General features: G+C 59.4%; 3 protein-coding genes and 1 pseudogene. 2 read left to right on the top strand and 2 right to left on the bottom strand.

Annotation, left to right across the window (positions count from 1 at the left end; genetic code table 11):
• Together HF921_RS12520 and HF921_RS12515 are read right to left on the bottom strand one after the other, a co-directional pair.
• On the bottom strand, positions 1–502 hold a 502-nt coding region (locus HF921_RS12520), incomplete at its 3' end, for a chorismate--pyruvate lyase family protein (protein WP_226834612.1).
• A 34-nt stretch (positions 503–536) separates the two neighbouring features.
• Positions 537–1121, bottom strand: coding sequence for a class I SAM-dependent methyltransferase (locus tag HF921_RS12515; RefSeq protein ID WP_215893928.1), 585 nt, complete (start codon positions 1119–1121; stop codon positions 537–539).
• A gap of 217 nt (positions 1122–1338) precedes the next feature.
• On the opposite strand from HF921_RS12515, the gene miaB reads away from it, so the two are divergent.
• Positions 1339–2694: a tRNA (N6-isopentenyl adenosine(37)-C2)-methylthiotransferase MiaB gene (gene miaB, locus HF921_RS12510; protein ID WP_215889248.1), complete on the top strand. Its 1356-nt coding sequence runs from the start codon at positions 1339–1341 to the stop codon at positions 2692–2694.
• A 4-nt stretch (positions 2695–2698) separates the two neighbouring features.
• Positions 2699–3089, top strand: a pseudogene (locus HF921_RS12505) (PhoH family protein); the annotation flags it as partial.

Raw genomic sequence — 3089 nt, 5'->3', positions numbered from 1 at the left:
CCGACCGCCGCTGCCAGCAGCGGCGGCGGCCGAATCGGGGCTGGCTCTCGGCTTGAATCGGGGAGCGCCGCAAACGGCGATGACGGAATAGAGTATTGCCGATGGGGCGCGTGCCATGGCGGGTCAACGGTAATAGGCCGCGACGTAGCCCGCGCAACGGAATGGTCGTGCGCGCCCAGAGCGCAGGACGCATCACGTCGCCACAGTGCAAGAGGACCTCGCGCCAGAAAATCTGCTCTCCGCGATGTAGGCGTAATAGGTAGCGCTCAGTCGGTGTTGGGTTCGCGCGTCCGCTACCCAGCAGCAGCGCCTGCACCATCCCATGCGGCTTTTCATAAGCCCGTTGCAGCGCTGCAGTGAGAGAGGCCGGTAAGGTCAGCCAAGGCCATAGCATACGAGGGGCATGGCGCAAGGGAGGTGGCTTTTTGGTGATCATTTTGGAAAAAGGCAGTGGCCCGTTGTTTGACACAGAACTCTGCGTCTTCTGGTCATGCCGCATCATTATTCGCCTCTTCCTTTATGTCAACGCGACTCGATCAGCGCTGTTGGGGTGCGTGGTAAATAAAGGCATCCACCCGTGCTGGCGGCACGTTGCGCCAGACCACGGCCATCCGTCGCCGACGAAAGTCCGGGGGCAAGCCCGCGCAGGAGCAGCGGAAGTGATAGGTAAATTGGATGAATACGGTCCCGTGGCGACTGATTCCCGGCAGTTGCTGAAAAATGCGTTCAACGACCGTTTTGGGGATGCTGCGCAGCGGCAGACTGGACACCACGGCGCGGACTGGGCCGCGATGCGCCATCAGGTGTTGAATGTGTGCCGCGTCCCCTTCAATGACTTCCACCTCGGGATAATGCTGACGCAGGTGGCGGACCATGGCCGGTGCCTGCTCGACAAGAACCAGATCCTGCGCTGGGATGCCGCTTTCCAGTAAGGCCTTGGTTACCGGCCCCATACCTGGCCCCAGTTCGACCACCAGTCCGGGACCATGGGGCACCATAGCGGCCATTCGGCGGGCGAGGAAGGGCGAACTGGGTAGCACAGCCCCAATAGCATGAGGATCGCGTAAAAACTCGCGGGTAAAGTGCCAAGCCTGGGACATAGGCCCGGGAGATCGGGACATGGGCTTTCTCCACCGGTGGAGGCAAAACGCTGGTCTATCGCGTCGCCGAAGGAACGGCGCGCATTGTAGCATGGTGCCGCGGATGGCGTCATGCCGGACTCCGTTTGGGTTATACTGGCTTGGCCTGGGATGATTCCATAATCTGCGGCCACCCCTTGTCAATCCTTCGGGGTGGCCCTATCATCGTTCATAAGTCCTCACTTCTTCTGGGAATGCATTGCAGAACCTGTATATCAAGACTTACGGCTGTCAGATGAATGAATACGACTCCGAGCGCATGGCTGATGTGCTTGCGGTCAGTCATGGATTGCATCTGGTGGACGATCCGGTGCTCGCCGATGTACTCCTGCTCAATACCTGCTCCATCCGTGAAAAAGCCGAAGACAAAGTGTTTACTCAACTGGGTTTTTGGCGCCCTTTAAAGGAGCGCCGTCCGGAGTTGGTGATCGGGGTTGGGGGCTGTGTGGCCAGTCAGGAGGGTGAGCGACTGCGGCGGCGGGCACCTTACGTGGATCTGGTATTCGGGCCACAAACGCTGCATCGCTTGCCGGACTTGCTGGACGCCTGTCTGGCCGAGCGTCGTCCCCAGGTGGATGTGGCATTCCCGATGCTGGAAAAGTTTGATCACCTGCCACAACGGCCCGGTCGCGACGGCGCCACCGCTTTCGTCACTGTTCAGGAAGGTTGCGATAAATTTTGTACCTTCTGTGTGGTGCCCCATACCCGGGGGCGGGAATATAGCCGCCCCATGCCCGATATCCTGCGGGAGGCGCGTACGCTGGTAGATCAGGGGGTGCGCGAGATTACTCTGCTGGGCCAAAATGTTAATGCCTATCGGGGTGCGACGGGATTGGTAGGTGAGGGTGGCCTGGCCGATCTGCTGGAACGCTTGGCGCGAATTCCCGGTTTGCTGCGCTTGCGTTATACCACGTCCCATCCCAGCAACCTTGATGACGAATTGATTGCTGCGCATGCCAATATTGAGATACTGGCGCCCCACCTGCACTTGCCGGTACAAAGTGGTTCTGACCGTATTTTGCGGCGTATGCATCGCAAGCATACGGTTGAGCAGTATTTGGATAAAATTGAACGTCTGCGCGTCGCTCGTCCCGGTATTCAAATTTCCTCGGATTTTATCGTGGGTTTCCCGGGCGAAACCGATGCAGACTTTGCCGCGACTATGGCGTTGATCGATGCGGTGCGTTTTGATCAATCGTTCTCCTTCAAATACAGCCAGCGCCCCAATACGCCGGCACTGAAGCTGAAAGACAGCGTGCCCGAGGCCGTCAAGGATGAGCGTCTGGCAATATTACAAGGGCGCATCAACGGGCTGGCACAGGGTTACGCGCAAGCCTTGGTGGGTACGCGGCAGGCGGTACTGATGACAGGACCGTCGCGCCGTGATCCGCAGCAACTGACGGGCAAGACCAGCTGCAATCGCTCGGTCAATATGGCGGGGTCCATGGATTGGGTCGGACAGATGCTGGATGTCGAAATTACGGCAGCGCTGCCCAATAGTCTGCGCGGGCGTGTGGTGCAGGTGGCACCGGCGAGCCAGCGCCTTGCCGTATAGCCCCATGGAGCCTCCTGGTAAGACGCTGAGTGTAAGCCACAGCGATTTCATCGCTGAGCAGGCGAGCGCGGCGATGCTCTCCGAACTGTCCGGCGAACTGGATAGTCATATCAAACAGATCGAGTCACGCTTGGGGGTGGTGATCCTGCCCCGCGGCACCCGCTTTCATATCACCGGACCAGCCGCTTCTGTGCAGGCCGCGCGGGATGTACTTTCCCATCTTTATACTCAGGTACGTCAAGGGCGCTCGCTGTCCAGTCATTGGGTGCACCATAGCATCCAGAATGTGCAACTGGAGGCGGAGGCGGGCGTTACGGCGGTGGAATCTTCCGGCGTGCAGACCCTCAAAGGAATGATCCGTGGTCGCGGGCAACGGCAGCGCCGTTATCTGGAGT

The organism is Acidithiobacillus ferriphilus (assembly GCF_018854775.1).
Taxonomy (GTDB): domain Bacteria; phylum Pseudomonadota; class Gammaproteobacteria; order Acidithiobacillales; family Acidithiobacillaceae; genus Acidithiobacillus; species Acidithiobacillus ferriphilus.
The sequence above is the reverse complement of the archived record's forward strand: the minus strand, read 5'-3'. Positions and strand labels throughout refer to the sequence as shown.

Excerpts from the sequence above, each read along its gene's own strand:
- HF921_RS12515 (WP_215893928.1), bottom strand. The coding sequence starts at position 1,121 with ATGTCCCGATCTCCCGGGCCTATGTCCCAGGCTTGGCACTTTACCCGC.